Annotated in this window: 24 protein-coding genes and 2 pseudogenes; 10 read left to right on the top strand and 16 right to left on the bottom strand. The window is 67.6% G+C overall.

All coding sequences use genetic code 11. From position 1 onward, the window contains the following. The first annotated feature begins 9 nt into the window (after window positions 1-9). Window positions 10-2,448 (top strand): DNA topoisomerase (ATP-hydrolyzing) subunit B, encoded by a 2,439-nt coding sequence (gene gyrB / locus Q8O26_RS12035; protein WP_305576117.1) that lies wholly within the window; start codon window positions 10-12, stop codon window positions 2,446-2,448. A 4-nt stretch (window positions 2,449-2,452) separates the two neighbouring features. Then, window positions 2,453-3,005: pseudogene (istB, locus tag Q8O26_RS12040) on the top strand (IS21-like element helper ATPase IstB); the annotation flags it as partial. Between the two features lie 79 nt (window positions 3,006-3,084). Here the strand turns inward: istB and Q8O26_RS12045 are convergent. The 3 genes and pseudogenes from Q8O26_RS12045 to Q8O26_RS12055 all read right to left on the bottom strand — a co-directional run. Next, complete coding sequence (locus Q8O26_RS12045; protein WP_305575881.1) at window positions 3,085-3,270, bottom strand: hypothetical protein; 186 nt, start codon at window positions 3,268-3,270, stop codon at window positions 3,085-3,087. An 81-nt stretch (window positions 3,271-3,351) separates the two neighbouring features. Further along, window positions 3,352-3,993, bottom strand: coding sequence for a DUF2799 domain-containing protein (locus Q8O26_RS12050; RefSeq protein WP_305575883.1), 642 nt, complete (start codon window positions 3,991-3,993; stop codon window positions 3,352-3,354). 344 nt (window positions 3,994-4,337) lie between these two features. After that, window positions 4,338-4,514, bottom strand: a pseudogene (locus Q8O26_RS12055) (transposase); the annotation flags it as partial. Between the two features lie 172 nt (window positions 4,515-4,686). Here Q8O26_RS12055 and Q8O26_RS12060 point away from each other — a divergent pair. After that, window positions 4,687-4,962, top strand: coding sequence for a hypothetical protein (locus Q8O26_RS12060; protein ID WP_305575885.1), 276 nt, complete (start codon window positions 4,687-4,689; stop codon window positions 4,960-4,962). 281 nt (window positions 4,963-5,243) lie between these two features. Here Q8O26_RS12060 and Q8O26_RS12065 read toward each other — a convergent pair whose 3' ends face one another. Further along, on the bottom strand, window positions 5,244-5,765 hold the full coding sequence (locus Q8O26_RS12065) for a DedA family protein (protein WP_305575887.1): 522 nt from the start codon (window positions 5,763-5,765) through the stop codon (window positions 5,244-5,246). 257 nt (window positions 5,766-6,022) lie between these two features. On the opposite strand from Q8O26_RS12065, the gene Q8O26_RS12070 reads away from it, so the two are divergent. The 5 genes from Q8O26_RS12070 to Q8O26_RS12090 all read left to right on the top strand — a co-directional run bounded on the left by Q8O26_RS12070 (window position 6,023) and on the right by Q8O26_RS12090 (window position 10,846). After that, a complete protein-coding gene (locus tag Q8O26_RS12070; protein WP_305575889.1) occupies window positions 6,023-6,856 on the top strand; it encodes a PhnD/SsuA/transferrin family substrate-binding protein in 834 nt (277 codons plus the stop codon). Window positions 6,857-6,861: 5 nt separating this feature from the next. Next, entirely contained in the window at window positions 6,862-8,313 is a 1,452-nt protein-coding gene (locus Q8O26_RS12075) for a sensor histidine kinase (RefSeq protein ID WP_305575891.1), read from the top strand. Beyond that, window positions 8,303-8,899: a response regulator gene (locus Q8O26_RS12080; protein WP_305575893.1), complete on the top strand. Its 597-nt coding sequence runs from the start codon at window positions 8,303-8,305 to the stop codon at window positions 8,897-8,899. The genes Q8O26_RS12075 and Q8O26_RS12080 overlap by 11 nt, the downstream gene beginning before the upstream one ends. 135 nt (window positions 8,900-9,034) lie before the next feature. Further along, a complete protein-coding gene (locus tag Q8O26_RS12085; protein WP_305575895.1) occupies window positions 9,035-10,384 on the top strand; it encodes a molybdopterin-dependent oxidoreductase in 1,350 nt (449 codons plus the stop codon). 60 nt (window positions 10,385-10,444) lie between these two features. Then, window positions 10,445-10,846 (top strand): hypothetical protein, encoded by a 402-nt coding sequence (locus Q8O26_RS12090; RefSeq protein ID WP_305575897.1) that lies wholly within the window; start codon window positions 10,445-10,447, stop codon window positions 10,844-10,846. A 134-nt stretch (window positions 10,847-10,980) separates the two neighbouring features. Here Q8O26_RS12090 and Q8O26_RS12095 read toward each other — a convergent pair whose 3' ends face one another. The 8 genes from Q8O26_RS12095 to Q8O26_RS12130 all read right to left on the bottom strand — a co-directional run bounded on the left by Q8O26_RS12095 (window position 10,981) and on the right by Q8O26_RS12130 (window position 17,301). Continuing rightward, on the bottom strand, window positions 10,981-11,547 hold the full coding sequence (locus Q8O26_RS12095; protein ID WP_305575899.1) for a fumarate hydratase C-terminal domain-containing protein: 567 nt from the start codon (window positions 11,545-11,547) through the stop codon (window positions 10,981-10,983). Between the two features lie 3 nt (window positions 11,548-11,550). Then, on the bottom strand, window positions 11,551-12,423 hold the full coding sequence (locus tag Q8O26_RS12100; protein ID WP_305575901.1) for a fumarate hydratase: 873 nt from the start codon (window positions 12,421-12,423) through the stop codon (window positions 11,551-11,553). Window positions 12,424-12,427: 4 nt separating this feature from the next. Continuing rightward, the gene (locus tag Q8O26_RS12105; RefSeq protein WP_305575903.1) at window positions 12,428-13,195 is read right to left on the bottom strand and encodes an enoyl-CoA hydratase/isomerase family protein; all 768 of its coding nucleotides are present in this window, start codon (window positions 13,193-13,195) and stop codon (window positions 12,428-12,430) included. Further along, window positions 13,192-14,085, bottom strand: a complete 894-nt coding sequence (locus Q8O26_RS12110; RefSeq protein WP_305575905.1) for an amidohydrolase — start codon at window positions 14,083-14,085, stop codon at window positions 13,192-13,194. The genes Q8O26_RS12105 and Q8O26_RS12110 overlap by 4 nt, the downstream gene beginning before the upstream one ends. Then, a complete protein-coding gene (locus Q8O26_RS12115) occupies window positions 14,082-14,678 on the bottom strand; it encodes a carboxymuconolactone decarboxylase family protein (protein ID WP_305575907.1) in 597 nt (198 codons plus the stop codon). Before Q8O26_RS12115 ends, Q8O26_RS12110 begins: the two co-directional genes overlap by 4 nt. Then, on the bottom strand, window positions 14,678-15,910 hold the full coding sequence (locus Q8O26_RS12120) for a CaiB/BaiF CoA-transferase family protein (RefSeq protein WP_305575909.1): 1,233 nt from the start codon (window positions 15,908-15,910) through the stop codon (window positions 14,678-14,680). The genes Q8O26_RS12115 and Q8O26_RS12120 overlap by 1 nt, the downstream gene beginning before the upstream one ends. Next, the gene (locus Q8O26_RS12125) at window positions 15,900-16,517 is read right to left on the bottom strand and encodes a glutathione S-transferase family protein (RefSeq protein WP_305575911.1); all 618 of its coding nucleotides are present in this window, start codon (window positions 16,515-16,517) and stop codon (window positions 15,900-15,902) included. The genes Q8O26_RS12120 and Q8O26_RS12125 overlap by 11 nt, the downstream gene beginning before the upstream one ends. Window positions 16,518-16,578: 61 nt before the next feature. Then, window positions 16,579-17,301 (bottom strand): GntR family transcriptional regulator, encoded by a 723-nt coding sequence (locus tag Q8O26_RS12130; RefSeq protein WP_305575913.1) that lies wholly within the window; start codon window positions 17,299-17,301, stop codon window positions 16,579-16,581. Between the two features lie 107 nt (window positions 17,302-17,408). Between Q8O26_RS12130 and Q8O26_RS12135 the strand changes: the two genes are divergently transcribed. Further along, window positions 17,409-18,413 (top strand): tripartite tricarboxylate transporter substrate binding protein, encoded by a 1,005-nt coding sequence (locus Q8O26_RS12135; RefSeq protein ID WP_305575915.1) that lies wholly within the window; start codon window positions 17,409-17,411, stop codon window positions 18,411-18,413. 44 nt (window positions 18,414-18,457) lie between these two features. On the opposite strand, the gene Q8O26_RS12140 is transcribed toward Q8O26_RS12135, so the two are convergent. From Q8O26_RS12140 to Q8O26_RS12150, 3 genes are read right to left on the bottom strand one after another with little or no spacing between them, the layout of a single operon-like run. Beyond that, window positions 18,458-18,742, bottom strand: coding sequence for a hypothetical protein (locus Q8O26_RS12140; RefSeq protein ID WP_305575917.1), 285 nt, complete (start codon window positions 18,740-18,742; stop codon window positions 18,458-18,460). 52 nt (window positions 18,743-18,794) lie between these two features. Next, on the bottom strand, window positions 18,795-22,280 hold the full coding sequence (locus tag Q8O26_RS12145; protein WP_305575919.1) for an AAA family ATPase: 3,486 nt from the start codon (window positions 22,278-22,280) through the stop codon (window positions 18,795-18,797). Continuing rightward, on the bottom strand, window positions 22,280-23,548 hold the full coding sequence (locus tag Q8O26_RS12150; protein ID WP_305575921.1) for a DNA repair exonuclease: 1,269 nt from the start codon (window positions 23,546-23,548) through the stop codon (window positions 22,280-22,282). The genes Q8O26_RS12145 and Q8O26_RS12150 overlap by 1 nt, the downstream gene beginning before the upstream one ends. A 200-nt stretch (window positions 23,549-23,748) precedes the next feature. Between Q8O26_RS12150 and Q8O26_RS12155 the strand changes: the two genes are divergently transcribed. Next, window positions 23,749-24,531, top strand: a complete 783-nt coding sequence (locus Q8O26_RS12155) for an SDR family NAD(P)-dependent oxidoreductase (RefSeq protein WP_305575923.1) — start codon at window positions 23,749-23,751, stop codon at window positions 24,529-24,531. Here Q8O26_RS12155 and Q8O26_RS12160 read toward each other — a convergent pair. Next, the gene (locus tag Q8O26_RS12160; RefSeq protein ID WP_305575925.1) at window positions 24,528-25,811 is read right to left on the bottom strand and encodes a flavin-dependent oxidoreductase; all 1,284 of its coding nucleotides are present in this window, start codon (window positions 25,809-25,811) and stop codon (window positions 24,528-24,530) included. The genes Q8O26_RS12155 and Q8O26_RS12160 overlap by 4 nt on opposite strands. Between the last annotated feature and the right edge of the window lie 84 nt (window positions 25,812-25,895).

Genomic DNA, 25,895 nt, shown 5'->3' on the forward strand with positions numbered 1-25,895 from the left:
GCCAAGGCCATGAACGCCAAAACAGCCGATTCCGCCGCCGAAAAAGCCCCCGAAAAGACGTACGACGCGGACTCGATCAAGGTCTTGCGCGGGCTGGACGCCGTGCGCAAGCGGCCGGGCATGTACATCGGCGACACCGACGACGGCACCGGCCTGCACCACATGGTCTACGAGGTGCTCGACAACGCCATCGACGAGGCGCTGGCCGTCTATTGCACCCAGGTCGACGTGGTCCTGAACGGCGACGGCTCGGTCACGGTGCGCGACAACGGTCGCGGCGTGCCGACCGACATCCACAAGGAAGAGGGCATTTCGGCCGCCAACGTGATCTTCACGCAGCTCCATGCCGGCGGAAAGTTCGACCAGAACTCCTACAAGGTGTCCGGCGGCCTGCACGGTGTCGGCGTCTCCGTCGTCAACGCCCTGTCGAGCTGGCTGAAGCTGCAGATCTGGCGCGGCGGCAAGGAGCATCTGGTCGAGTTCCGCCACGGCGACCCGATCGCGCCGCTGATCGAGGTCGGCCCCTCCAACGGCAAGCGCGGCACGGAGGTCACCTTCCTCGCCTCCACCGACACCTTCACCATGGTGGAATACGACTTCCCCACGCTGGAGCACCGGCTGCGTGAGCTCGCCTTCCTCAATTCCGGCGTGCGCATCCTGCTGACCGACCGGCGCCATGCCGAGGAGAAGCAGGTCGCGCTCTATTACGAGGGCGGCGTCGAGGCCTTCGTGCGCTATCTCGACCGCAACAAGGCGCCGCTGGTACCGAACCCTATCATGCTCAAATCCGAGCGCGACGGCATCACGGTGGAAGTGGCGCTGTGGTGGAACGACAGCTACCACGAGAACGTCCTCTGCTTCACCAACAACATCCCGCAGCGCGACGGCGGCACCCATCTCGCCGGCTTCCGCGGTGCCCTGACCCGTCAGGTCACGAACTATGCCGAATCCTCCGGCGTGACGAAGAAGGAGAAGGTCGACCTCACCGGCGACGATTGCCGCGAGGGCCTGACCGCCATCGTCTCGGTGAAGGTGCCGGACCCGAAGTTCTCGTCGCAGACCAAGGACAAGCTCGTCTCCTCGGAGGTGCGCCCGGTGGTCGAGAGCATCCTCAACGAGGCGCTGTCGACCTGGTTCGAGGAACATCCGGCCGAGGGCCGGACGATCGTGCAGAAGGTGGCGGAAGCCGCCGCCGCCCGCGAGGCCGCCCGCAAGGCGCGCGAACTCACCCGCCGCAAGACCGCGCTCGACGTCGCCTCGCTGCCGGGCAAGCTCGCCGACTGCCAGGAGCGCGATCCTGCCAAGTCGGAACTCTTCATCGTCGAGGGTGACTCGGCCGGCGGCTCCGCCAAGCAGGGCCGCGACCGCGCCTTCCAGGCGGTCCTGCCGCTGCGCGGCAAGATCCTCAATGTCGAACGCGCCCGCTTCGACAAGATGCTGTCGTCGGAGATGATCGGCACGCTGATCATGGCGCTCGGCACCGGCATCGGCCGCGACGAGTTCAACATCGACAAGCTGCGCTACCACAAGATCATCCTGATGACAGACGCCGACGTCGACGGCTCGCATATCCGGACGCTGCTGCTGACCTTCTTCTTCCGGCAGATGCCGGAGATTCTCGACCGCGGGCACATTTACATCGCCCAGCCGCCGCTGTTCAAAGTGAGCCGCGGCAAGAGCGAGACCTACATCAAGAACGAGCGGGCGCTGGACGACTATCTGGTCAATGGCGGCCTCGACGACAGTCTCCTGGTGCTCGGCACCGGCGAGATCTGCGCCGGCGCCGACCTTGCCGCCATCGTCGAGGAGGCCCGCCAGGTGAAGAACCTGATCGGTGCCGTCCATTCGCGCTACAACCGCTCGGTGGTCGAACAGGCGGCCATTGCCGGGGCGCTCAACCCCGAGACGATGAAGGACCCGGCGCGGGCGCAGGCACTGGCGGTGAAGATCGCCCAGCGGCTCGACGCCATTTCCGACGAGATCGAGCGCGGCTGGGAGGGTCATTTCGACGGCGAGCGCTACCGCTTCTCGCGCACCGTGCGCGGCGTCAAGGAAGTCGCCATGCTCGACGCGCCGCTGATCGCCTCGCTGGAGGCCCGCAAGATCGACGAGCATTCCGCCCGCCTCGGCGTCGTCTTCGACAAGCCGGCGAAGTTCCGCCGCAAGACCCAGGAAACCCAGGTCGACGGCCCGATCTCGCTGTTCGAGATGGTCAAGGAGGCCGGCGCCAGCGGCATCAAGCTGCAGCGCTACAAAGGTCTCGGCGAGATGAATGCCGAGCAGCTCTGGGAGACCACCCTCGACCGCAACGCCCGCTCGCTGCTGCAGGTGAAGGTGAAGGAGGTCGACGAGGCCGACGACATCTTCGTCAAGCTGATGGGCGACGTGGTGGAACCGCGCCGCGCCTTCATCCAGGACAATGCACTGAGCGCCACCGTCGACGCCTGAGGCTACGGGCGTCGACTTCGCGTCCAGCGAGGTCAACGAGGCAACGGTACGTCAGCTTCATGCTGGCGCCTTCATTGACGGCGCCGACAATATCGTCCTGATCGGCGGCCCGGGAACCGGCAAGACCCACATTGCATCAGCGATTGGCATCCAGGCTGTCGAGCATCACCGCAAGAAGGTGAGGTTCTTCTCGACCGTCGATCTGGTCAATGCGCTCGAGCAGGAGAAGGCCGCGAACAAGGCCGGCCAGCTGGCCGAGCGTCTCATCCGCCTCGATCTCGTCATCCTCGACGAACTCAGGATACCAGACGTTCAGCCCGTCCGGTGGCGCGCTCCTGTTCCACCTGCTCTCCAAGCTTTACGAGCAGACCAGCATCGTCATCACCACGAACCCCAGCTTCGCCGAATGGGCTGGCGCGTTCGGCGATGCCAAGATGACGACGGCATTGCTCGATCGCCTGACCCATCATTGCCACATCCTCCAAACCGGAAACGACAGCTTCCGCTTCAAGGCCAGCACAAACCAAAAAACCCGAAAGGAAACGGCACGCGCTTGACGACCTGCCATCAAGGCGGGAAACACCTTCAATCCGGGTCACTTCTCAACGAAAAATCCGGGTCAAGTCTTGGCGGGAATCAACACTCAATGACGAGATTGTCTTCGACGGGAAATGGCTGACGCGCGCCCTGCGCCGCCGCATCGCCGAAGATAACGAGGCGTCCATCAACACCGTGCCCCACCACGAGAAGATCTTCGACCCACGACGAGAAGGTCTTCTCGCGCTTCGACAGGCTGGTATCGCTCAGGGACGGGCGGCTCACCCAGATCCATGCTCCAGTCGCGCAAGGCGACGCGCATGAGCGCAAAGGCGACCCATCGGTACCCTGGGAGTCTGCGTGAGGCTACCGGATCCGACGGATCCGCGCGAGATAGGCGTTCGCCGCGTCCTGGGCCGGCAGGAGATCGTAGCGGGCCCGCTCGATTTCGAACATGGCCTGGTCGCTATCAAAGCGAATCGTTGAGAGCTGGTCGCGGATCCGCGACGCCTCGTTGCGACGAGCATCTTCGCTGAGGTTCCTGTTGCTCCGCAGCGCGTCCAAGCGGTCGCGCAGTCGGTTCCGCTCGTTGCCAAGGCTCCGCAGTCGCTCTTCCGCCGAGGAGAGGCGGCGCTCGGCCCCTCCCAAGCGCTCACCGACTTGGCGACCCTCCAGGAAAGGTCCGACCACCTGGGCAGGGCAAAGCCCATGGTAGCTGTCGTTGCGCCGGCCGGTCTCAAAGCCGTTCTCTGGCGTGCAGTACTGAAGGATCCCGCGATCCCAGCCCGCCCGGTAAGCGGCGGCGTTATGGGCGATCCCATGATTGGCGCAGGCCTCGGCATGCTGCGTGATGCGGGAAGGTGGATAGCCGGTTGCCCCGTCCCTTTGCCCGACGCTTGCCCAGTCCCCTTGGCGGCACTCATCTCTCGACATCGTCGCGCAGCCCGACATGCCGATCGATAGGAAACCTGCTCCTGCAAGAGCAAGGAGCTTGAGGGTCATGCGCATGAGTGAGACCTCTGGGGGGACGCTGCCACCGGCGGGCGATCTCGTCAGGGAATATTCTTTTGGTATCGATCGAAGTCAATATCTCCCGTGCCTGCGCGCCAGATCGGCGGTCTTCGCGCCGGCCTCCTGCGGTTCCAGCACCAAAATGATCCGCTCTTCCCTGAACCTTGCTCGCTTCATCAGTCCGCCCTCATGAGGGCCGGACCCTCACCCCGCGTGGAGGCGAAGAGGCCGTTGGTCAGGCCGGTCACCGAGGCGATATAGCCCATCAGCAGGAACATCGGCGCCGCCGACAGATTCCAGTCGCCGATCAGGCGGCAGGGGATGGCCTTCGCGATGCCGCTGACCACCACCGAGACGATCCGACCGGCGTGGCGCATCTTCACATAGGTCGCGTCGATCCACAGATAGAGCCAGTCGCCCTCGATCGGCCGATCGAGGAAGGCCTGGACCCGTTCGTCGATCTCCTCGCAGAGCCGAGAGACCTGGCTCCTGCTTTGCCTGTACAGGTCGTCGATTGAGTCAGGTTTTGGAGTTCGCTCACAGCGTGGAATGGCGAGGCGATCGCTTGAAATCGCCTTTTTCGCTGCGCCGGTGCTCGGTGTTCCCGCCGGAACATCGTGGATCCCAGGTTCGGCCTATTGATTGGACATCGGGGCAACGGAGCCCCTGCCAAACAATGGGACGATCGCCATGACCCGCTTCAAGACCCTCGCTCTCGCCACCGTCGCCGCCGCCGCCCTCTCGCTTGCCGCCGCCCCGCAGGCCGAAGCCCGCCCGCGCCACGGTGGCGCCGGCCTCGCCGCCCTCGCAGTCGGCCTCATCGTGGGCGGCGCAATTGTTGCGAGCCAGTCCCGTGCCCATGCCCACGCCTATGGCCGCGCCTATGCCCGCGACTGCTACCTGACCCGCCGCTGGGTCGACGGCCCCTACGGCCCGGAGCGCCGCACGTTCCGTGTTTGCGAGTGATGCCGATCGCCCCGGGGTCCTGCCGCGGACCCCGGTGGTCCCCGGCGGGTCGGCAGGCCCGGACCGTGGGAGCGACGCTTCGATGACGCGCGTCTCCCGGGCCGTCATTGCGCCGGCCAGCGGCACCGGGCGAAGTGAAACAATGTCTGGCCCTCGCCCGATCGACGCCAGGGCGCTGTCGCGCCCACAGGCGCGCCAGGGGTCGAGGCGATCGAGGCGAGAGTCGCGGACGGATCAACCGGACTTCCCTGTGCGATCACAGGTGGTTGTCGCAGCGGCCGTCACGGCCAGTACTTGGCCGCGGCGTAGCCGGGACCGAGCCAGACGGCTGCCCACAACAGCGATGACGTCCAGTTCGCAATCTGGAAGCGGATCTGAGGCATTCGGAAGGCGCCGGCGAGAAGCGGTACCACGCCGCGCAAGGGGCCGATGAATTTCGCGATGAAGACGCCGAGAACGCCCCAGGTCGAGATCAGCTTGACGCTGCGTTCGACCAGATCGGGGTGACGCGAGAGGGGCCAGATCCCGGACACCCGCTCCTTCAGGACATAGCCGACCGCATAGGAGACCCACTCCCCGAGGGCGGCACCGATCGTCGCAGCCAGCAGGATGGGAATCGGGTTCATGTCCGCTGCTCCGACCAGCGCTCCGAAGCCGATCAGGATGACCGAGGCGGGGATGAACAACGAGAACAGTATGATCGACTCGGCGAAGGCCAGAGCCGCGACGACGGGGAGGAACAGGGATGTGTTGTTGCGGGCCAGTGCCACGAGTTCGTTGGCGAAACTCTCGATGGACCACATGCCTGACCTCTGACGGTAACCGCGCCGCCTGTGAGGTAACTGAAAGCGGTGAAAGAATCTCCCCCCGCCGTTGCGATTTTTGATGCGCGTGCCAATCCGTGTGATGCGCCCGGCTGCGCGCCGTATGGCGCAGGCCGCATTGACGCCCGGTTCGGATTGCTTCCATCATGCTCGAAACGAAAAAGACAGGGAGGAAATGGTTGCCGCCCCCGGGCACAGCCTCTGTCGCGCCACGCTCTGACCGTCGGCGCCTGCTGTTGGCTGGCGGTTTCGCCGGTCTCGCTGCGCTTGCCGCGCCTCGTGTGCTGCGTGCCGAGCGGCCGTTCCAGTTCGGACTAACGCCGGTCTTCCTGACCTCCGACCTCGTGCTCCTGGAAGCGCTGCAGGCCTATCTGTCACGGGCCCTGGACGGCGAGGTGCGCCTGGTGCTCAGGCGAACCTACCAGGAGATCACTTCGCAGCTGGTCGCCGGGCAGATCGACGCGGCCTGGATCTGCGGCTTTCCCTTCGTCGCCTACCGGTCCCGGCTGGAACTCGTGGCCGTTCCCGTCTGGCGGGGGCGCACCACCTACCAATCCTACCTCATCGCCGGGGCACGAGCGCCGGGGGCCGCGCTCAAGGACCTGAAGGGCCATGTCCACGCCTTCTCCGACCCCGATTCCAATTCCGGCTATCTCGTCACCCGTGCCGGGCTGGCCGAGACGGGCGAGCGCCCGGAAAGCTTCTTCGGCCGCACCTTCTTCACCTACGGCCACCGCAACGTCGTTCGTGCCGTGGCCTCGGGGCTGGCCCAGTCAGGCAGCGTCGATGGATATGTCTGGGAGGTCATGACCGAGACCGAGCCGGAACTGACGTCGCGGACGCGGGTCATCTGGAAGTCCGACTGGATGGGTTTCCCGCCGGTCGCGACCTCGGCCGGTCGCCTCCGAGAGGACAGCATCGCCCGCCTGCAGAGGGGATTGCAGAGGATGGCAGCGGACCCGCTGGGACAGCGCGTGCTCGGCCTTCTCCGGCTCGACGGCTTCGCTCTCGCCGATCCCGGTCTTTTCCAGAGCATCGCCGACCGGGTCGCCCTGGTCGGACGCGATTGACGGCGATGTCCTGGGCCAATCCCCTTCGATGGCCGCTGGCGGTGAAGGCCCCGGCCATGGTGGTCATTTTCATGCTGGCCGTCAGCGCCGTCATCACCCATGCCGTGCTCGAAAGGCTCAGGGAGACGCAGGAACGCCACCTCTCGGCGCTGTCGACGACCTTCCTCGAGGGGCTGGCTTCCGCTGTGCTGCCATATGTTCTGCGCGAAGACGTCTGGGAGGTCTTCGACGCCATCGAGCGCAACGCCACGCTCAGCGTCGGTTTCGGGCGGGCCTTCATCGTCATCACCGATGAACGGGGCCGGACACTGGCGTCCAGCAATCCGCTGGACGTGCCTCTCGGGGCAGACCGCGCCTCGTTGAACGATCGGTTCGCCGCGAGCCAGCTGCTGTTCGTCGACGCGGGCGACGGCAAGGCTCATGCCCGCAAGATCCTGCGCTATCAGGACAGGGATATCGGACGCATCTTCGCCGACTACGACATCACCCATCTGGTCGCCGAACGTCGCAACGTGCTCACCACGCTGATCGCGACCAATGCCTTCCTGACCCTGTGCCTGGCTGCACTCGCCTACTGGACCATCCGCCGGATGCTGTCTCCGCTCGCCCGCCTGTCGCGCCACATCGACAGCGGCGCCGCCGGGCCGCTGGTGCCCATCGACCTCGCCGGCACGGGCCATCACGACAGTGAATTCGCGCGGCTGTTCCGACGCTACAACACGCTCGTCGAGGCGCTGTCCGAGCGCGAAGAGCTGGCGCGTCAGCTGGCGGCCGAAGAGCGGGTGGCGAGCCTGGGACGGCTGGCGTCGGGCATGGCGCACGAGATCAACAATCCCCTCGGCGGCCTGTTCAACGCCATCGACACCCTCAGGACACATGGCGAGCGTCCCGCCGTCAGGACGTCATCGATCGAACTGATCGAAAGGGGTCTGCGCGGGATCAGGGATGTCGTCCGCACGGTCCTCGCCACCTACCGCGCCGATCGACATCTGCGACCGCTGGTGCCCGAGGATCTCGACGACATGCGCCTCCTCATCGGCTCGGAGGTGCGCCGCAAGAATGTCGACCTCGGCTGGCGCAACGCCGTCGTCGGAGAACTGGCCCTGCCGGCCTCCGCCATCCGCCAGATCCTGCTCAACCTGACCCTCAATGCGGTCAGCGCCGTCGCGGAGGGCGGGCGGGTGCTGGTCGACATCGCCTGCCTCTCCGCCGAGTTCCGCCTCGTCGTCGAAGACGATGGATCCGGCCTGTCCCCCGCGGCCGCGGACGTCCTGACCGGTCGCAGCACGCGCCCCCTGCTTCAGGGAGAAGGCGCCGGCCTCGGTCTGTGGGTGTCGCAACGGCTGGCGGCAGGGCTCGGCGGCAGGATCGCGGTCGAGACCAGCGCCGCCGGTGGCGCCCGGATCGTGGTGGTCATCCCCCTGCCGGAGATCGCGGAGCATCGCGATGTCGCTTGAAGGCGTGTCCATCATCCTGGTCGAGGACGATCCGATCATGGGCGAGTCTCTCGTCCAGAGGCTTGGCCTGGAAGGCGCTGAGGTCGTCTGGTTCCGATCTCGCGGAGAGGCATCGCACGGGCTCGCCGGGGCGTCGGCGGACGTCGTCATCTGTGACATCCGACTGCCCGACGGAACCGGCGAGGATGTCTTTCTCCATGCCGGCCGGTCCGGACCGATACCGCCTTTTCTGTTCATGACGGCCTTCGCCGACATCGACCAGGCGGTTCGCCTGATGAAGGCGGGAGCCGGCGACTACATCGCCAAGCCCTTCGAAATGCAGAAGCTGCTCGCAAGGGTCCTCGGAATTCTCGGCGAGCGGCATGGGCGTACAGCCCAGATCCCGGACCTCAAACTGGTGCGCGGGGAGGCGGAGAGGGCGTTGATCGAGCGCACGATCGCCGAAACGGGAGGCCGGATCGGCGAGGCCGCCCGTCGCCTGAACGTTTCCAGGACGACGCTGTGGAGCCGCATGAAGGTGCTGGGAGTCGCCGGGCCCCGATCTGTTCAGAAAACTGAACATGGCCCCGGTCGATTGTCAAAATAGTCAAACAAGTATCTGAAATATAGACGTATTTTCCTGAATCTCCTTGCCTTCCCGCAGGTCTTCGGCAAGCCTCCGTTACGGTCACGGAGGAGTCCGTGATCCACAACAAGGCTTGTCCGGAGGGATGCCATGGGGATGAAACGCCATCAGGCGGAAGATGCCGCAACTGTCAGTCAGGTCCTGCGCGAGGGCACCAACCTCGACCGCCGAAGCCTGTTCGTCTCGGCCGCGGCCTTCGGTGCCGTCGCTGCCACGCCGGTTCTCGCACAGGCGCCCGCTGCGCCAACGCCCGCTGCCGCGCCGGCGCGACGCATACTGGTGAAGGACGACAGCCGTGTCCTGAACATCGGCGCCACCGTCCGCTCAGGCAATTACTGGAATTTCACGACCTTCATGACGCCCGTGGAGGAGTTCTACGTCCGCAACCATTATCCGACGCCGCGTGCCGAGGACAAAACGGTTCTGGCGCGCGAGAACTGGAAGCTGAAGGTGCATGGCGCCTCGGTCGAGCGGCCCTTCGAGATCGGCTACGAAGACCTGCTCAAGATGCCGTCCCGCTCGATCATCGCCACCATGGAGTGCCATGGCAACGGCCGCACGCTGTTCTGGGAGCAGGGTGGCTTCACCGGTCAGCAGGTCGGTGGCGGCAACTGGGTCATGGGCGCTGTGGGCCAGGCGGAATGGCAGTATGTGCCGATGAGCGCCATCCTGGCGCGCTGCGGCGTGAAGCCCGATGCGGCGACCGTGCTGTTCTGGTCGGGGGTCGACGGCAACGATATGGGCCGGCCGATGCCCTATGCGGAGATCGCGTCGCGTGCCGACGACATCGGTGTCTGCTTCGCCATGAACGGCAATGCGCTGACGCCCGACCACGGTGCGCCCGTCCGCATCGTCGTGCCCGGCTGGGGCGGCACCGCCTCGATCAAGTGGGTGACGGAGATCCGCATCACCAACAAGCGCGTCTGGTCGCGGCTCAACACCAAGGGCGAGGTCTATATCGGACCGACCTATTCGGCGCCGGAACATGCTGCCGACGACGAGTATCTGCCGGGGATCACAGCCGCCGACATCAAGGGGCCGATGGTCACCTGGATGCCGCCGAAGTCGACTCTCACCGTGCCCCTCGTTCTCGAGAAGTCGCCGTCGGTTCCCTCCAACTACCCGCTGAAGCGCGGTGAACTTCCCAAGCTCAGCGCCGGCCGCCAGACCATGCGGGGCTATGCCTGGGCGCCGCAGCACGGTGTCAATGCGGTCGAGTACCGGATCGACGGCGGTGCCTGGCAGCGTGCCACCATCCAGCCCCCCAATATGGGCCGCTACACCTGGGTCCGGTTCACCTTCCCGTGGGACGCTGCCGCAGGGACCCATACGATCGAAACCCGGACGACGGACAATGCCGGCGTCTCCCAGCCGGAACAGATCCCGCTGAACTCGCTCGGCATGGCCAACTGGTCCATTCCGAAGTTCCGCATCGAAGTGGTCTGAACGCGACCCGGAGCGGCGCGCGCCGGTGCGCCGCTCCCGACCCCCCCGAAAGTGCAACAGATGATGATCCGTGTTTTCGTCGCCACGACTCTCGTCGGCGCGTCATTTCTGCTGGGCCCGTTGATGAAACCCGACGGCGCCGCTTTCGCGAGCCAGGAATCACCTCAAATCGCGCAGGGACGGGCCCATTACGTCGAGCATTGTCTGCTCTGCCACGGCGCCGACGGACAGCGTGGCGAAGGCTACCAGACGCCGATCTGGGGCAACGGCACCCAGATCGCCAAGTTCGGCAACGCCCAGGGTCTTCTCGACTACATGCAGTTGATGCCCTTCAACGATCCCTCGTTGCTCGACGAGACGCAGAAACTGGCCGTGGTCGCCTTCATGCTGGCCCAGCATGGGGCGATCAAGCCGGCCGATTCCATCGAACCCGCCGCGGCGGCCCGTATCGGCATCCGGTGACCGCGGCCGCCCCGTCCTCAGGGCGCGCCCATGGCGGATGGGGCCTGGTCTGCTGCGGCCTCCAGTTTCCGGCGGGCAGCCCTCCCGACGATGATGTTCCGCGCCCTGCGGATCGGGGGCTTGGCAGCGGCGCTTCAGGTCGCCGCGTCGATGTCGTAGAGGCTGACGCCGTGGGCATCGATGGCGACCGTGACGGGACCCATGTCCTCGACCTGCAGCCGCACCAGCCGGTAATGCATCAGCATGTCTGACCAGCCGACCTCGATGACGCGGCGGATGGCCTGCGTGTGCAAGGCCGCGCCGCCGCCGAGAAACGAGAGATAGACCCCGCCGACCTGGCGCAGCGCCTCGACGCAGGGCCTGTCCAGCCCGCCCTTGCCGCCCACCGCATGCCAGTTGAAGCCGCTGATAAGCGTCGGCATCAGGGCGTTGAACCGGGTGCTGGTCGTCGGGTTGATGTAGTGGAGCTGCAGCGTGCCGTCCTTCTCCTCGCTGTAGCTGCCGAGATGGAAGACCGAGGCGCCGTTCAGGTCCATCGGCATCGGCTCGACGCCATTGAGGCAACCGATCAGGCGGTGATGGGTGGGCAGTCCGGCTGTCACGACGATCTCGCCGCTCATGATGACCATGTCGCCGGCGCGCAGGGACCGGGCGGATTCGGCCGTCAGGGGAAAGGTGAGGCGGTGCGTTGTGATCGCCATGACCTACTCGATAATCTCGACGCGGCCGTCGTTGAACAGACGCGCGCGCGTGCGCCGGTTGATCCAGCAATTGAACGTCACGGCCACCGGGGTGAAGCCGTGGCCGGCGGCATAGTCGACATGAACCGCGGTCGCCGTGCTGTCCCCGCCGGTGCCCATGGGGCCGAAGCCGGTGCGGTTGACCGCCGCCAGCAGACGCTCCTCCATCGCTTCGACTATCGCCTCCGGATGCGACTGCCCGATCGGCCGCAGCGTCGCCTCCTTGGCGAGCTTGCAGGCGTAATCGAAGGTGCCGCCGATGCCGACGCCGACGACGACGGGTGGGCAGGGCTGGCTGCCCGCCTTCCGGACGACGTCAAGGACATAGGCCTCGATGGTCGGCAGGTCGGGGAAGCTGAAGATCTCCATCGCCGACCAGCGGCCCGACCCGAGCGCCTTGGGCGAACAGGTGATGTCGATGAAGTCGCAATCGTCCACCATGTCGAAGGTGACGATCGGCATGTGCCGGCCGCTATGGCCGCGCTCCAGCGTCAGGGGATTGGTGACGTGGGGCAGGAGCGGCGGCTGGATGCTGGCGACCAGGTCCGCGAAGCCCTCGACGATCGCCTGCCGCACATTGCCGGAAAACCGCGCCTGCGTGCCGACCTTGATGACATAGACCGGCACGCCGGAATCGGAGCAGACGAACCGCCAGGACTGCTCGGCAGCCTCGGCGCTCCTGATCATGGTCTGCAGCGTGTGGCGAGCAGTCTCGTTCGTCTCGATGCCGTCGGCCTTGCGCAGCGCCACCTTGGAATCCGCCGGAATGAACCGGAGGGACCGGTCATAGAGGTCCGCCGTGACGCGTTTGATGGTGTCGAAGCCGATCCCCGTCATGACGTCAGAAGCTCGGCTTGCGCTTTTCGGCGAAGGCGCGCTGCGCCTCGCGGAAATCATCCGTCGTCGCCAGCATCGCGGTCTGCGACTGTTCGAACTTGTAGCCATCCTGCAGTGGCATGCCCTCGGTGGTGAGGAAGGACTTCTTCGCCGCGCGGACGGCGGCAGGGCTCTTCGTGGCGATCTCGCGGGCGATCTCGAGGGCGGCCGGCAGCATCTCGTCACGCGGCAGGGACACAGACGCGACGTTCATCCGCAGCGCCTCCTGGCCGGAGATCCGGCGCGCCGTATAGGTCATCAGCCGCGCATCGGATTCGCCGAAATGCCTGCGGATATGGCTGACGCCGCCGGCGAGCACATAGTCGACCTCGGTCATGGCGAGATAGGCCTCGTCGGCCATCACGACGATGTCGCAGACCAGCGCCAGCACGCAGCCCGCACCGATCGCCGCGCCGTTGACCGCGGCGATGACCGGCTTCGGGCATTCCATGACGCAGTTGAAGGCCTCGCGGACATTGCGGCTGTGGGTCGGATAGGCTCCGGGAACCTTCGGATCGGGACGGTCCTTCAGGTCAGCTCCGGCGGAAAAGATCTTGCCAGCGCCGGTCAGCACGATCGCGCGAACGTCCGTCCTCTCGCCGAGGCTGTCGAAGAGCCGGGTGATCTCCTCGCGAAAGGCGCGGTTCTGCGCGTTCACCGGTGGCAGCGTGATGGTGACGGTCGCGACATAGTCTGAAACGTCGACCGAAAAGGCGCTGTAGGTGTCCGTCATGGCAAGGCTCGCTTGGCTGGTTCGAATTGGTAGAGGTGCTGTGGGTTGTCGACGAGGATCTGCCGGACGAGGGTCTCGTCACCGGCCCATTCGGCGAAAACGTCGAGCATGGCGCCGGCGTCGGGCGCGGGCTCGAGCCGCACATAGGGCCAGTCCGAGCCCCAGAGCAGGCGGTCGGGATTGGCGGCGATCAGCGCATCATGGAACGGCCTGGCATCGGCATAGGCCGGAAAGGCCTTGCCGACCCGGCAGACCGCCAGCTTCACCCAGACCGCCCCTTCGCGAAGCGCGTAGAGCACGGCCCGGAAGGCCGGAGCATCGGCCCCCCCGGCGATGTCCGGGCTCGCCATGTGATCGAGAACCAGCGGCAGCCGCAGTGCCTGCAACATCGAGAGGTGATCGGCATAGGTCTGCGCGCTCGCCCAGAGCTGCGCATGGAGACCCAGGGCCCGCATGCGCGGGGCGAGCTTTGCGAGACCGTCGAAGCCGACACTGCCGGGATAGCGCTGGCCGTTCGGTGCGCGCATCTCGACGAAGCGAAGACCGCGGACGCCGCGCGCCACCCAGTCCGCGAGCGTCGCGTCGCTGATTTCCTCGTCGGCAATGGCGATGGCCCTGAGGGCCCCGTCCGACCGGGCGACGGCGGCCAGCATCGCCGCGGGATCCATGCCGTAGGGGGCGGGCTGGACCAGCACGCCGCGGCTGATGCCCATCGTCGCGCGCGCCGCGGCGTGAACATTGTCGGATGCGGCAGGCAACGGGTAGGTCGAGGCCTGGCTGGGCGGGAAGGTGTCGAACGGGCCGAAGACGTGGCTATGGGCGTCGCAGGCCCCCGGCGGAACCTTGAGGCGCGGCGCGGTGACCGGCGGTGCCGGTACTGTCGCCGTCACGGGTGCCTCGCCGCCGGCAGGCAGGTGAGACCCTCCGCCGCGATCGGCGTCAGCGGCGGCGTGCTGCCCTCCGGTACCGGGATCTCGTGCACGTTGAGCGTCATCGAGACCATCGTGTAATAGCCGATCACCGCAGTGAGCTCGACCACGCCGCGCGCGCCGTGACGGTCGACGATGCGGTCATAGACCGCCTGCTCGACCGTTCCCGTCATCTGCAACTGCCTGGCGAATTCGTAGACATCGGCTTCGCCGGGATCGGCGAAGACGGGCGCCTCTCCGAGATGGATGGCGTCGATAACGGCTGTCGGGATGCCGGCCGTCTCGGCGGCCTTCGCATGGACGAGCCATTCGACCTGGCTGGTCCAGCGCCGCGCCGTGACGATGATCGCAAGCTCCTTGCAGGCCGGCGGCAGGCAGGTGCGGAAACGGATGTATTCCCCGAAGCCGGACCACAACCTCGCCAGATCCGGGCTGTGGATGACCGCCCTGAGAGGTCCGATCACGGCTCCCCGCGGTCCCGACACGGCAGCGTCATAGATGCGCTGCTGCTCCTCGGTCATGTCGTTGCGGCCGGGTAGTGGAATGCGTGGCATCAGATGATCCCCTTGCCTCTGAGGGCGGCGATCTCGTCGGCGCCGAGGCCCAGTTGCACGAGCGCGTCGTCGGTATGCTCGCCGAGGAGCGGCGCGGACCGTGGAAATGCCAGGGGAGCATTCTCGAAACGCAGCGGACTGACGACGTGGCGGACGCTTCCGGCCTCGGTGTGAGGCAGATCGCGCACCATTTCGCGATGCCGGATCTGCGGATCGCTCAGCACCTGCGGGACGGAATTGATCGGTGCCGCGGGAACGCCCTCGGCATCGAGGCGCGCGATCAGGTCATCGCGGGCGAAGGTCATGAAGCGGCCGCTCAGCAGCGCGGTCAGCTCCGGATTGTGCCGGACCCGGGCGGCATTGCTGGCGAACCGTTCGTCGCTGGACCATTCCGCATGGCCGAGCACTTCGCAGAGCTTGGCGAACTGACCATCATTGCCGACGGCGAGCACGAAGAAGCCGTCGGCACAGGCGAACACATCCTGCGGCTGGATGTTGGGATGACGGTTGCCGCCGCGCTGGGGGTTGCGCCCGCCTACCAGGTGATTCATCGCCTGGTTGGCGAGGAAGGCCGCCTGGACGTCCAGCATCGCAAGGTCGATCACATCGCCGACGCCGGTCCGGTCGCGCTTCGCCACTGCGGCGAGCACCGCGACGGCGGCATACATGCCCGTCATCAGGTCGACGATCGGCACGCCGACCTTCTGGGGTCCGCCGCCGGGCTTGTCGTCCCGTTCTCCAGTGACGCTCATCAGCCCGCCCATGGCCTGAATGGCGAAGTCATAGGCGGCCTGGTCCTTGCGCGGCCCGTCCTGCCCGAAACCGGTGACCGAGCAATAGATCAGTCGCGGGTTGTCGGCCCGCAGGCTGGCGGCATCCAGCCGATAGCGCTTCAGCGTCTCGGCCTTGAAGTTTTCGATGACGATGTCGGCCTGCCGCGCCAGACTGCGGACGATCTCCTGGCCCTCGGTGGTGGCCATGTCGACGGTCACCGAGCGCTTGCCGCGATTGACCGACAGGAAATATCCGGATTCCTTCGTCGCCCGGCCCTGGCTGTCCTTCAGAAAGGGCGGCCCCCAGCTACGCGTGTCGTCGCCGACGCCGGGACGTTCGATCTTGATGACGTCGGCACCGAGGTCCGCAAAGATCTGCGTCGCCCAAGGAGCGGCCATGATGCGGCTGAGATCGAGCACCGTCAGGTGCGCGAGGGGGCCTGTCCGTTCACTGGCCATCGACGATGACCGTTGCCCGCGCCGAATCGCGTGCGCTGAAGGTCTCATGCCAGGCCGCCAGCTGCGGTCGGGACGCGCGCCAGGCGAGATCGGCGAAGCGGAAATCGATATAGGACAGACAGCAGCCGACGGTGATCTGGCCGATGGCGAAGGGGGCCTCGGCCAGCCGTGCGGCTGCCTGTTCGAGCCGATCGAGGCCAATGCCGACGCGCAGTGCGAAGCTCTCGAGCAGTGCGGCGGTCTGGCGGTCGGCTGGCTTGTCACGCTCGTTACGCCACAGGATCAAGAGGTCGAGCATGCCGTTGGCGAGCGCGTGGTCGGTCAGTGCCTGCCAGCGCGCGTCGCCGGGGGGCGGGAACAGCCGATGACCTCCGGCCCTGAAGTCCAGGTACTCGCAGATGGTCAGCGAATCGAAAAGCACGCGGCCGTCATCCAGCACAAGGGTCGGAATCTTGCTGAGCGGGTTGTCGACCATGATGTCCGGGTTCGGCTTCGTCATCATGGCGACGCTGCGGACCAGGGTCATCTCGTCGGCCAGCCCCAGTTCGTGGGCAGCGATCATGACCTTGCGCACGAAGGGCGAGCGCGGCGACCAATGCAGTCTCAAGGTGGGCTCCTCGACCCGATCGCTCGGATCATTCGATAGGCTATATGTTTGTACAAGCAGCCTAACGGAGCTTCATGTCAAGCCTGACGAGGTCGCCGCGGTAGATGCCGTCGGCGACGAGAACGATGAAGCCTTCCCGGTCCACGGCCGTCCGCTGGACCAGGGCGACCGGAGCGTTCAGCGGCAGGCGCAGACGCTCCGCCGTCTCGATGTCGGCGCTGCCGATCGTCAGGGTCTGCTGCGCATCGGTGATCTCCACCCCCGGCAGATCGGCAACCAGCTTCAGCGCCGTCTTGGAGTGGATGTCCTGGTCCGTGATCCGGTCCATCAGCCGCTCGTCGATATAGACGTCGGCGAGCAGGAAGGCCTCGCCGTCGCGTGAATGGAGGCGGCGCAGGTGACGATAGCGCTCGGCCGGCGTGCCGATGGAATGAGGGAAATTCGCCGGTATTTCGCCCGACTTATCGGCGATAATCTCGATCGTCGCGCCTTCGCGGGCGCGCAGCAGGCCGGCGAAATTGGTCTCCATCGTCAGCCACATCTGATCTCTCGGCCGCCGGCGGACGAACGTTCCCTTGGCCCGCAGGCGTTCGATCATCTCCTCCTTCTCGAGCATGCCGAGGGCCTGGCGCAGGGTGGCGCGCGCGACGCCAGTTTCCGCCGCGAGGGCGTCGACGGTGGGGATCTGCTCGCCGACCTTCCACTGCCCCGTCTCGATCCGCCGACGAAACATGGTCGCGAGCTGGATGTAGCGGGGAATGGGGCTCTGGCTGAGGCTGTCCATGGTGGTTCCAGACGGGCGGTACGACACTTCAGATGCAACCCTGCTTGACAAAGGTCAATGATATAGCCTTTTGTTGTTCAATCAAATAACAAAAGGGAGATTACGATATGGGAGCGCCTTTCCATACCCGAGCTTCGCGCCTGCGTTCACGCCGGCTCGCCATGCTGGCGGGTTGTCTGCTCGCGATGGTGGTCATCGCCCCCGCCACGGCTCAGGATTTTCCGGTCAAGGCGATCACGCTGGTCGTCCCCTTCCCGCCGGGTGGCTCGACCGACATTGCGGGGCGCGCGCTCGGCGAGAAGATGTCCCAGATCCTCCGGCAGCCGGTCGTCATCGACAATCGCGCCGGCGCCGCGGGTGCCATCGGCATCAGGGCCGTCGCGACGGCGCCGCCCGACGGCTACACGCTGGGTGTCAGCGGCATCGGCCCTTCCGCCGTGCTCCCGGCGCTCGGCCGCGAGATCGGCTATGACCCCGCAACCCTGACCTATGTCGGGCATATGGGGTCGACGGCGCTGATGCTCGGCGCCCGCCGGGACCTCAACGTGCGCACGCTTTCCGACCTCGCGGCTCTGGCCCGGTCGACCCCCGGCGGCATCAGCTACGGCACATCCGGTGCAGGCTCGCCGGGCCACCTCGCCATGGAACTGCTGCTGCACCGGCTTGGCGTGAAGATGAACCACGTTCCCTACAGGGGGAATGCGCCCCTGCTGAACGACGTCATCGGACGCCATGTGGATGTCGGCGTGCTGACCATGCCCGGCACGCCCGAACATGTGAGGTCCGGCTCGGTCCTCGGCATCGTCGCGCTCGGCGGCGAGCGCACGAAAGACCTGCCGGATCTGCCCACCGTTCGGGAGGGCGGCGTTCCCGACTATGCCTTCGAACTGTGGAACGTGCTCGTCGGGCCACCGGGCCTGCCTCAGCCTGTCGTCGACAGGCTCTCGGCGGCGCTTGCGACGGCCATGGCCGACCCGGATGTCCGGGCGAAGCTGGAGGCCAGCAGCATCATCCCGGTCACCATGTCGCCGGCACAGGCCAAAGCCCTCGTCGATCGTGAGAGGGGCATCTGGCGCGAGGTCGTCACGTCGCTCGGCATCAAGGTGGACTGAGGCCCTGCGACACGCCGGCGGGAGAAGATCCGTCCGCCGGCGGTTCAGCCCGCGCTACAGGCATTCAGCAGCAGCGTGATGAGCGCCACGCCGATGGCAACGATCCGCAGGGCAGACATCCACGCCGGTCCGAAAGCGGCGAGGATGGCGGCGAAGGCGAGCGTTAGCCCCGCCGAGGCCGAGCCAGCGATCAGGGCAGTCTGCGGAGTCGGCCTGAATTCCGTGAGATAGACGAAGGAATAGCCGAAGCCGAAGAGGACGGGCGTCAGCCAGAGAAGCGCCGTTACCGCACGCCTGCGCCGCTCCGGTTCGTTGAAGCCGTCGTTCATCGCGCCGCCTCCGGATCACCATCCTCGCATCGCGGCGGCCATCCTGCCAAGATCAAGGCGTCAGGTCGTGGATGCGCGTGCCGGGAACGATACGGGCGGCCATGTCGCAGAGGTGACGGTGGTGGGTCAGGTAGATCACCTGGCCGATGGTTGCCATGCGCCCGAAGAGCCGGAAGACCTCCTCCGATCGCATCTCGTCGAAGGTCTCCATGATGTCGTCGGCGATGAAGGGGACCGAGGGCCTGACGGCGGCGAATTCCTCGTAGCCGGCGAGGCGCAGTGCCAGATAGAGCTGGAACCGCGTGCCCTTGGACAGGTCCTGCGCCGCCTTCGAGCCGCCCTCCCGCGGCAGGGCGATCAGCACCTCGCGCTCCTTCTCCGCCCGGGTCGTGAGGCCGAGATAGGCGTCGCGGGTGATCAGCCGGAACGCCTCCGAGGCGCGCTGCATCATGGCGCTGCGGTGACGGTCGCGATAGGCGGTCAGGGCGTGGTCGGCGAGGATTCGGCCGGTGCGCAGCCGCAGGAAGCGTTGGGCCAGATCCTCGATCTCCAGGACGACGACGCGGCGCTCGGCCTCGATCCGGGCGACGGAATCATCGCCGCCGATGGCAAGAAGCCGCTCGGCGGCGAGCGTCCGGTCGCCATAGAGCTCCCGGGCCCGCGCCTCGCCCTGCGTGATCCTGGCGCCGAGCTCGCCGGCCTCGATCTCCAACCCGTCTCCGGCGACGCTGTCGAGCCTGCCGAGTGCCTCTTCCAGCGGGACGGTCTGCATCTCCACGGTGATGCGGGCCGCAAGGCTCGCGGCCTCTCCGACGAGCCCGTCGCGCCGGGCACAGGCCTGCAGGCGGGCATTGACCGCCATGAGGTCTTCGACGCCGAAAAAGACGAGACGAGCCTGTTTCTCGGCCTGGTGCGCCATCATCTCGGCGTCGAGCGCCTGCTTTTCGGTGCGTAGGGCGGCGAGCTTGTCCTGCGTGTCGCGCTGAATCTTTTGTTCCAGCCGGGCCACCTCGTGGCGGCCGAGGAGCCGTTCGGCGGCCGCCAGCGCCGTGCCGTCGTCGAAGGGCTCGGCCAGGGCCTCGTGCAGCGCGGCTAGGTCGGAGACGAAGCTGCGGCAATCCGCCTCCATGGCGGCGATGCGGTGGGCGACGTCGTCGCGCGCCCGCAGCGTCGCGGGCAGGTCCCCGAGCACGTCGAGAAGGGCGCGGACAGCGCCGGTGCTGCCGCCACGGTCGGCGAACCAGGTGGCGGCGAGGGCCGTCTCCCAGGCCGCGCGCCATGTCGCCATGGCGGTTTCGGCGGTGCGGGCATGGCGCGTCCGCGCATCGAGATCGGCCCCGCGGTCGCGGATGGCCGCCGCGGCCATGTCGGCGGCGCGGGCGCGCTCGGCCCCGGCCTTCAGGGCGTTCTCGGCGGTCTGGGCGAGCGCCGCGAGGCCGAGTTCCGCGGGTTCGAGGCCGATGGCGGCGATGGCGGCGGCCAGATCGCGGCGTGCCCTGCCGGCCTCGGCACGCGCCGCTGCAAGGCGGTCCTCGCCGTCCTTGGCGCGGACTGCCGCATCGAGGGCGCTGTCGCGGAGCGCCGTCCAGCGCTCGATCGCGTCGAGGCCGGCAGCGAGGGGGGCGTCGTCCGGCAGACCGATCGGCACTGGGAAACGTGCCAGCACAGTGCCCTGCAACAGCGCCATCGCTGCGGCGGCCTCCGCCGCGTGCCGTGTCTCCCGCGCCATGGCCGCCTGCCGGGTCGCCACGACGACCGAGAGGTTGCGCAGTTCCGCGAGGCGGTCGGCATGGGCGGCGCGTGCATCTGCGACGGCATCGGCCGCCCGCATGGCCGCCTCGAAGGTCGCCGCCGTGGCGCGGTCGAGAGTCCCGAGATGGGCTGTCCAGGCGGCCTCGCGCGCGCCACGCAGGGCGGTGGCGGCGGCATCGTCGACGAGACCGGCAGCGTCGCGCAGCGCGTTCAGCGAGGCCGTCGCCTGGTGATGCTCGGCGGCGAGATCCTGCAACTGCCGGCGGGAGCGCGCTGCCTCCGCTGCATGCTCGGTGAGGGCGCGCCGCCAGCCGGCGAGCTCGGCGCGGTCGGGGACGGGGAGCGTCGCGAGGGCCGCCGGCGGTCCCGTCCAGGGCGCCAGAGCCGCCATGGCGGCAGAGAGGGTGCGGCGGTCCTTGTCCACCTCGCGTTCCAGCAGGGCGAGCCGGGCGGTGAGGTCGCCCTGCCGGACCGGCGCGAGCGCTGCTTCGAGGGCCGCGGTCCTTTCGGGTGCGAGCAGCGCTCCGGCCGCGGCGAGACGGCAGTGATCATCCTCGGCGCGCGCCTGCGCCTCGCGGGCATCCTGCAACTCCCGGTTCGCCGTCGCCAGGGCGGCGCTGACCCCGGAATGCTCTTCGATCAGGTCGCGCAACTGGCCGATCAGGCCGGCGGGAAGCGCCAGGGTGGCGGGATCGGTCACATCCGGGCGGCCGAGCGAGGCGGCGATCGTTCGCAGTTGCTGGTCGGCCTCGGCGAGTGCCCTCCGGCGTTTCGGCAAATCCTCGGCGGCGGTGCGATAGCGCGCCGTCTCCTGCGCGAGGCGGGCGAGCCGTTCCTCCAGCGGGTGGAGGGCGGCTTCGGGTTTCGGGCTGGCGAGGGCGTCCTCAAGGGCCGCGATCTGCCTGTCGAGGGCATCGGCCCGGGCCGTCAATGCGGCGTCGCGGGTCAGAAGCGCCGGCATGGTGCCGATCCAGTGGCCGGGGGGATCGGGAAGGTCAGCGAGTGGCGCGAGTTCGGCCAGGATGCGCGCGCGCTCGGTCCGCAGCGGAATGGCGCGGAGGATGCGGGCGAGTTCGTCTGCGCGCGCGCGAGAGACGGCGAGTTCACGGGCGGCGAGGCCATAGGCCTCATCCGCGCGCGCGAGGGTGTCGGCCAGCCGCTGATGTTCCGACGCCTGGACGTCGATCTGATCGCGGGCGGCCTTCAGGTCGGTGAGGCGGCGTTTCAGCGCGGCGATGCGGGTCGTGCTCGCCCGCTTGCGGAAGATGTCGTCGGCCTCCTTGGTCACGGCGTCGAGCTTGCGGGAGAGGTCGGCGAGGCCGCTGCTGGCGGAGAACAGCAGTTCGCCGATGTCGCCCTGGCTGTCGAGGATCGCCTCGCCGCCCATTTCGAGCGTCTCGTCGTCGAGCGAGAACATCATGCGGTAGCTGTCGCGTGTCAGGCCGGCGAGGGGGGCGGCGAGCAGGGTCGGCGCGACAGGCTGGCCGCGGCTGTCCCGCAGGGAACCCGTGCGCTGCTTGACCCGCCTGAGTTCGTGGGTTTCGCCCTCGAAGGTGAGGAGGGCGCCGACCTCCATCGTCGCATAGGGATGCAGGAAGGCGTAGCGGGTCTGTTCCTGGATGCCGAAAAGAAGGTCGAGATAGCCGTTCAGCGACGTCGACTTGCCGGCCTCGTTCGGACCGTAGACGACGTGGAAATCCGGGCCTTCCGCCGGCGCCGCGCCGAAATCGAGCACGCGGTCGGTGAAACGGCCGTAGCGGATGAGGTCGAGGCGCTGCAGCCGCATCACCGGTCTCCCGCCGGTTCCGCGGCGAGGCGCGCCAGCACGTCCTCGCCCGCCTCACCCAGAAGGGTCTCCACGAAGGCCTCGAACTCCTCCTCCGTACCGCCCGAGAAGCCGCGGGCATCGCCGGGCAGATCGTCCCGCAGCTCGCGGACGAGGTCGCGCACGGCTTCGCGCACGCCGTGCTGGCGCATCGCGTCCGACCGCATGAGGTCGCCGAGTTCGCGCACCGGATCGGCGGACCCGGCGCCCTCGGCCGGACCCGGCGCCATGACGGAGAGGTCGATCTTGTCGATCCAGGTCCGCCCTCCCGCCTCCAGCCGCTGCTCGATCTCCGCCAGCAGCAGGTCGCGGTCGCGCCGCATCCGCCAGGCGAGCGGCGTGCGCCCGGACAGCATCAACCGTCCCACCAGATGCGGCGCCTCGATCCGGTCCCGCATCCGGCCGACGGCCTGTTCGATCGCCTCGACCGCCTCGCGCCACCCGGCGATGCCGCCGAGATCGACCGGGATGCGCTCGAACTGGGCGATGCTGGTCGGCCATTCCTCGACACTGATACTGCGATCGTCGCCGATGGTGACGAGCGACACCGATTTCGGACCGGCTTCGTTGATGTCCCGCCCCTGCGGCATGCCCGGCATCACCACGGTCCGGGCACCGGCATGCTCGGCGCGGGCGTGGACATGGCCGAGTGCCCAGTAGTCGAAGCCGGAGCCGTGAAGGTCCGGGAGCGCGCAGGGGGCATAGACGTCGTGACCCGGCGAGCCGGCAAGGCTCGTGTGCATGATGGCGATGTTGACCGCGTCGGGCACGGGGGGGCGGAACTTCGGCACCAGGCTTTCGGGTGCCTGGGGGCGGGCGAAGCTGATGCCGTGAACGGCGATTCCGACGCCCTTTCCCGCGATCTCAACGGCTTCTCCGCGTCCGCCGAAGACTTTCACGGAGGGCGGCAGGATCAGTTCCTGGGTGATCTTCGACAGGGCGTCGTGATTGCCGCGGATCTTGAAGACGGCGATGCCTGCCTCATGCAGCCGGCCGAGTTGGGTCGCCAGGAAACGCGCCGTCTTCATCGAGGTCTGGTCGCCATCATAGAGGTCGCCGGCGATGACGAGGGCATCGACCTTCTGGTCGAGGCAGAGATCGACGATCGCCACCAGGGCCTGCCGCGTCGAATCGCCGATCAGGGAAGCAAGCTTGGGGTTTCGCAGCGCCAGCGACCGCAGCGGCGAATCCAGGTGGATGTCCGCGGTGTGGACGAAGCGGAATGGCAAGGAATTGTCCCTCGTGGCCGGCGCGGAATCGGCCACCGACCTTGCCCGGTTGTGCCCCGCCGCTCAACCGTGGTGGACGGCGCCCAATTCGGCCGCATCAAGGCGACGGGGCGGCCCTGTCGAAGGTGCGGAGGCAGTGCCCGAGCGTTCGTGCTAGGCCTTGGACGGTTTGCATGTCGCCACCGGACGGAACAGGGCCCATGACGAAGGATCAACAGCGCGTCGCGCTCATCACGGGCGCAGCCCAGGGCATCGGCCTTGCCGCGGCGCAGCGTTTTCTCGCCGATGGCTGGGCGGTCGCCATGCTCGACAACAACGGCGCCGTCCTCGCTGCGGCCGCCACGGCGGCGGGAGCCCCGGACCGGGTGCTTGCCCTGACGCTCGACGTCTCCCGCCCGGCCGATGCGGAGGCGGCGATTGCCGCCATTGCCGGGCGCTTCGGACGGCTCGATGCCCTGGTCAACAATGCCGGCATCGCCCATTTCGGGCCGCTGATGGAGACCCCGCTGGAGGCCTGGAACGAGGTCATGGCGGTCAACCTGACGGGGCCCTTCATCATGACCAAGGCGGCGGTGCCGCTGATGCGCGAGACCGGCGGGGCGATCGTCAACATCACCTCGATCTCGTCGCTGCGCGCCTCGACGCTGCGCGTCGCCTATGGAACGTCGAAGGCCGGGCTCGGCCACCTCACCAAGCAGATGGCCGTTGAACTCGCCAGCTACGGCATCCGCGTCAACGCGGTGGCGCCGGGTCCGGTCGACACGGCCATGGCCAAGAAGGTCCATTCGCCCGAGATCCGCGCCGACTATCACGATGCCATCCCGCTCAACCGCTACGGCCTGCCGGAGGAACTGGCGGACGCCATCGTCTATCTGTGCGGACCGGGTGCGAGCTACGTCACCGGCCAGACGCTGGCGGTGGATGGCGGGTTCGACGCCGCCGGGATCGGCCTGCCGACGCTCAGGCGCGACCAGAACGGCTAGGAGGCGCGGGCCCGCGCTCCCGCCGCGATCGTCGGCGGTGCGGCGTTGAGCTGCTCCACGGCGAAGCCGGCGGCCGCCTTGTAGCCGGCCATGAAGGCGGCGCGCTCGGCAGCCGGCACGACGGTGTCGATGTCGTCGAATGTCCCCCCGCAGCGCTCATCGACGAGGTTGAGGAGCCCGAAGGGACCGGCACCGCGGTTGCGGAGGACGACCTGCGAGATGGGCCCGCAGAGCTTCGCATCATAGGCGGCGAGCGCCTCCGGGGTCACGCCGTGCGCAACGATGGCCGCGCCGAGGACACGGGCGTCGACGATCGCCTGGCTCGCCCCGTTCGACCCGGTCGGATACATGGCGTGGGCGGCGTCGCCGAGCAGAGCGACGGGGCCGTCCTGCCAGGTGGCGACGGGATCGCGGTCGATCATCGGGTTCTCGTAGACGCTGTCGGCGCCGCGGATCAGGGCCGGCACGTCGAGCCAGTCCCAGCGCCAGTCCTCGAAATGATGGATGAAGTCGCCGATGCCGACCTGGCGGAACCAGCCGCGCTGGTTCCACCCGTCGGACGGGTCGACCACCACCTCGGCGATCCAGTTGATCGTCGCTAGGCCGTCGGCGTCTGGGGCCGAGATCGGATAGACCACCATGCGGTGGCGATGGGTGCCGAGGCCGATGAAGGATGCCCCTGTGCGGATGGGCCGGGCGCGGCTGGTGCCCCGCCACATCAGCGCGCCACCCCAGTGGATGGGCGGCTGATCGGGATGCATCTGCGCCCGGATGGCGGAGTGGATGCCGTCGGCGCCGATGAGGAGCGTGCCGTGCTCGTCGGAAGCGGTGCCGTCGGCCGCGGTGATCAGGGCGGTCACGCCGTCCGCCTCCTTGCGATAGCCCCTGACCTGCGCACCGAGCCGGACAGCCGCCGGGCCGAGGCGTTCCACCACCTTCTCGTGGAGCAGCATGTGCAGCCGGCCGCGATGGGCGGCATATTGCGGCCAGCGATAGCCGGCGAGGCGGCCGCGCGGTTCGGAATAGATGTCATTGCCGTTGAGGCCGACCAGCGCCCATTCCTTCGCGGGAAAGCCGACCTGGTCGAGATCGGCCTCACCGATGCCGAGATCGGCGAGTTCGCGCACGGCATTGGGCTGCAGGTTGATGCCAACGCCCAGCGGGCGTATCTCGCGCACGGATTCGAACACCGTGCAGGGCACGCCGATCTGATGCAGGGTCAGGGCAGTGACGAGACCACCGATGCCGCCGCCTGCGATGATGACGCGATGGTCGGTCATGATGGTGTTCGGCTCGACATGAAAGGAGCGCCGTCGATTTTACAGGAATTTCCCGCGCCGCCTTTACCGATTTCCTGCGACGTC

It is taken from the genome of Phreatobacter sp. (assembly GCF_030691135.1).
Taxonomy (GTDB): Bacteria; Pseudomonadota; Alphaproteobacteria; order Rhizobiales; family Phreatobacteraceae; genus Phreatobacter.

Bases quoted from the DNA above. Each gene is read 5' to 3' on its own strand.
- gyrB (WP_305576117.1), top strand. From the start codon at position 10: ATGAACGCCAAAACAGCCGATTCCGCCGCCGAAAAAGCCCCCGAAAAG.
- Q8O26_RS12050 (WP_305575883.1), bottom strand. From the start codon at position 3,993: ATGCGCATGACCCTCAAGCTCCTTGCTCTTGCAGGAGCAGGTTTCCTA.
- Q8O26_RS12060 (WP_305575885.1), top strand. From the start codon at position 4,687: ATGACCCGCTTCAAGACCCTCGCTCTCGCCACCGTCGCCGCCGCCGCC.
- Q8O26_RS12065 (WP_305575887.1), bottom strand. From the start codon at position 5,765: ATGTGGTCCATCGAGAGTTTCGCCAACGAACTCGTGGCACTGGCCCGC.
- Q8O26_RS12075 (WP_305575891.1), top strand. From the start codon at position 6,862: ATGTCCTGGGCCAATCCCCTTCGATGGCCGCTGGCGGTGAAGGCCCCG.
- Q8O26_RS12080 (WP_305575893.1), top strand. From the start codon at position 8,303: ATGTCGCTTGAAGGCGTGTCCATCATCCTGGTCGAGGACGATCCGATC.
- Q8O26_RS12085 (WP_305575895.1), top strand. From the start codon at position 9,035: ATGAAACGCCATCAGGCGGAAGATGCCGCAACTGTCAGTCAGGTCCTG.
- Q8O26_RS12090 (WP_305575897.1), top strand. From the start codon at position 10,445: ATGATGATCCGTGTTTTCGTCGCCACGACTCTCGTCGGCGCGTCATTT.
- Q8O26_RS12095 (WP_305575899.1), bottom strand. From the start codon at position 11,547: ATGGCGATCACAACGCACCGCCTCACCTTTCCCCTGACGGCCGAATCC.
- Q8O26_RS12100 (WP_305575901.1), bottom strand. From the start codon at position 12,423: ATGACGGGGATCGGCTTCGACACCATCAAACGCGTCACGGCGGACCTC.
- Q8O26_RS12105 (WP_305575903.1), bottom strand. From the start codon at position 13,195: ATGACGGACACCTACAGCGCCTTTTCGGTCGACGTTTCAGACTATGTC.
- Q8O26_RS12115 (WP_305575907.1), bottom strand. From the start codon at position 14,678: ATGCCACGCATTCCACTACCCGGCCGCAACGACATGACCGAGGAGCAG.
- Q8O26_RS12120 (WP_305575909.1), bottom strand. From the start codon at position 15,910: ATGGCCAGTGAACGGACAGGCCCCCTCGCGCACCTGACGGTGCTCGAT.
- Q8O26_RS12130 (WP_305575913.1), bottom strand. From the start codon at position 17,301: ATGGACAGCCTCAGCCAGAGCCCCATTCCCCGCTACATCCAGCTCGCG.
- Q8O26_RS12135 (WP_305575915.1), top strand. From the start codon at position 17,409: ATGGGAGCGCCTTTCCATACCCGAGCTTCGCGCCTGCGTTCACGCCGG.
- Q8O26_RS12140 (WP_305575917.1), bottom strand. From the start codon at position 18,742: ATGAACGACGGCTTCAACGAACCGGAGCGGCGCAGGCGTGCGGTAACG.
- Q8O26_RS12145 (WP_305575919.1), bottom strand. From the start codon at position 22,280: ATGCGGCTGCAGCGCCTCGACCTCATCCGCTACGGCCGTTTCACCGAC.
- Q8O26_RS12155 (WP_305575923.1), top strand. From the start codon at position 23,749: ATGACGAAGGATCAACAGCGCGTCGCGCTCATCACGGGCGCAGCCCAG.
- Q8O26_RS12160 (WP_305575925.1), bottom strand. From the start codon at position 25,811: ATGACCGACCATCGCGTCATCATCGCAGGCGGCGGCATCGGTGGTCTC.